Origin of the sequence: Vulcanococcus sp. DEBay_Sum22DG08_74, assembly GCF_017852955.1 — a bacterium.
Classification (GTDB): Bacteria; Cyanobacteriota; Cyanobacteriia; order PCC-6307; family Cyanobiaceae; genus Vulcanococcus.
Genome location: NZ_JAFMKL010000171.1, coordinates 1 through 2,644, shown reverse-complemented (window position 1 = coordinate 2,644; position 2,644 = coordinate 1). Strand labels below are relative to the sequence as shown.

Annotated in this window: 3 protein-coding genes; all 3 read left to right on the top strand. The window is 63.8% G+C overall.

The features are described from left to right. A partial coding sequence (locus QZ184_RS11315; RefSeq protein ID WP_296419729.1) for a TolC family protein occupies positions 1-402 on the top strand: 402 nt, incomplete at its 5' end. A 79-nt stretch (positions 403-481) separates the two neighbouring features. Then, positions 482-1,822, top strand: coding sequence for a BCD family MFS transporter (locus tag QZ184_RS11310; protein ID WP_363155750.1), 1,341 nt, complete (start codon positions 482-484; stop codon positions 1,820-1,822). Between the two features lie 2 nt (positions 1,823-1,824). Then, entirely contained in the window at positions 1,825-2,628 is an 804-nt protein-coding gene (locus QZ184_RS11305; RefSeq protein ID WP_296419726.1) for an inositol monophosphatase family protein, read from the top strand. Positions 2,629-2,644 lie beyond the last annotated feature (16 nt).

The window sequence follows — 2,644 nt, the reverse complement described above, 5'->3', positions numbered from 1 at the left end:
GACACCCGCGATCGCGTTCGCTTCGAGGTGGAGCAGAGCTTCAATAATCTGCGGGCCGATACGCGCACGATTCAGACCACCTCACGCGAGGTGCTCTCCTCCCGTGAATCGCTCCGCTTGGCTCGCCTGCGCTTTCAGGCCGGTGTGACCACCCAGCGTGAGGTGGTGGATAACCAGCGGGACTTGACCCAGGCCCAGCTGCGGTATGCCCAGTCTCTCCGCGACTACAACAGTGGTTTGGCGGACCTGCGTCGCCGCACGGGTCTGGATCAGATCGCCATCTGCCAGTCGCCCAAGCTCTCGGCGATCAAGCCACTTGAGGACGAGACCTACACCGTTCCAGTCCCGCCTGAGCCCCTGCCGCCGGCCTGCTCCGCCCCCTATCCGGCGGCCAAGAGCTAGGGCTTAGTCCGACTAACGTCAGTGACCAGCTGAGCGACTGCAGCTGTCTCTTCCTCTTCCTCGTCTGATCCGTCTGGGGTTGTTCCAGGGGTGCCTGGGCTGTCTGGCGGTGATCTTTGTCGGGATGCTCAATCGGGTGATGCTCACGGAGCTGGGCTTCCCTGGGCTGCTGGTGGGTGGTGCCCTGGCCCTTGAGCAGGTGGTGGCCCCGGCGCGCATCCTGTTCGGACAGATCTCCGATAGCCGGCCCTGGGCAGGCAGACACCGCACCCCCTACATCTGGCTGGGTTCGGCCTTGTTCTGCAGCCTGGCGGTGCTGTTGATCCCGCTGATTTTCCGCCTGCATGCCGCCTTCGGTTCAGGGGATGCTGGGGCGATTACGGCTGGGATTGCGGCGATCTGTGCGGTGGTGGCTTGCTACGGCCTGGCGGTCTCGCTGGCGACGACGCCCTACCTGGCCCTGGTGATTGACCTGACGAGCGAGGAGGAACGCCCTCGTGCGGTGGGCCTGATTTGGTGTTTGCTCACCGTGGGCATCGTGGTGGGTGCAATTGCCACCAGCATTTGTTTGAAGGGGCTGGATGGGGTGAGTGACCCAGCGCTGCTTGAGCCAGCGCTCTTCCAGTTCTTGGCTCGCGTGGCCGTGGTGGTGTTTGCCCTGACGGTCTTTGCGACCTGGGGCGTGGAGCCCCATGCGAGTGAGCGGGCGATTAGTCGCTCGGAGGACCGTGAGGATGCGATCACCCTGGGGGATGCCTGGCGCCTGATCACCTGCAGCCGTCAGGTGCTGGTCTTTTTCTGCTTCCTGCTGGCGTTCACCTTGGCGGTCTTCCTGCAGGACCCGATCCTGGAGAGCTACGGCGCGGAGGTGTTCGGTCTGCCGATCGCTGCGACGGCTTCCTTGAGTGCGGTTTGGGGGGTGGGAACCCTGCTGGGCTTGCTGCTGGCCGGGCTCTGGTTGGTTCCCAAGCTTGGGAAGTTCAGCGCGGCTCGGCTGGGCTGTCAGCTGATCCTGTTGTCGCTGCTGCTGTTGGCGGGCGTCGGGGTGCTGGCTGATCCGAATGCATTGCGGATCGTGCTGTTTCTGTTCGGACTGGCGACAGGGATCGGAACCAATGCCACCTTGGTTTTGATGCTGGATCTCACCCTTCCTGCTGTCGCTGGCACCTTTGTTGGTGTCTGGGGCCTGGCCCAGGCCTACTCACGGGCGTTGGGCAAGGTGATGGGTGGGGGTCTGTTGGATGCAGCGCGCTGGGTGTTGCCTGAGGCACCAGCGCATGTGGCCTACGGGCTGGTGCTGCTGTTTGAGGCGTCCATCGCGGTTCTGGCCTTGGTGCTGTTGAGCCGCGTCAGCCTGAAGCAATTCCGGGCGGATACAGCCGGCAATCTCGATCGTGTTCTCGCTGCGGAGCTGGGGTGACGATGCTTTCTCTTGCGATGCCAGAAGGCTTGGAGCAGCTGGGGCTACTGCTGGATCAGGTGGCCGAGCGACAGCGACAGGACTTTGGCCAGCTGGATTCCGAAGCCAAGGCCGACGGGAGCCTGATCACGGCCTGTGACCGCTGGAGCGATGCCACCTTGGTCAAAGGTTTGGCTGAGCTCTATCCCGGTGAGGGGGTGCTGAGCGAGGAAGGCAGTCAGTCGGTTCCGACCTCGGAGGCCTACTGGGTGGTGGACCCCCTGGATGGGACGACCAACTTCGCGGCGGGGATTCCCTATTGGGCGATTTCCCTGGCCCGCTTTGAGAACGGAGTCCCGGTGCTGGGGGTGTTGGACGTACCGCCCCTGCGTCAGCGGATCGTCGCGATTCGAGGCGGTGGAGCCTGGCGGAAGGACAAGAAATTGGGTGCCCCTTCGGCCCGCAATCAGGTGGCCGGTTGCGCGTCGCTTTGCAGCCGCTCGATTGGGGTGCTGCAGAAGCTTCCGAATCAGCGTTTCCCAGGGAAGATTCGGCTGCTGGGGGTGGCCAGCTTGAACCTGGTGAGTGTGGGGATGGGGCAGACCATCTCGGCCTTGGAGGCCACACCGAAGATTTGGGACCTGGCTGCCGCATGGCTGGTGCTCCAGGAACTGAATTGCCCGATGGATTGGCTGGTGCGGGATCCAGCTCAGCTGAAGGCAGGCGAGGATTTGAGTGAAGCCAACTTCCCTGTGCTGGCGGCGCGCAACGAGGAGACCCTGGCGCGCTTCAAGCCCTGGGCGGACGTTCTGGTGGGCCGCGTTTGACGGGATGGGGGTCAAT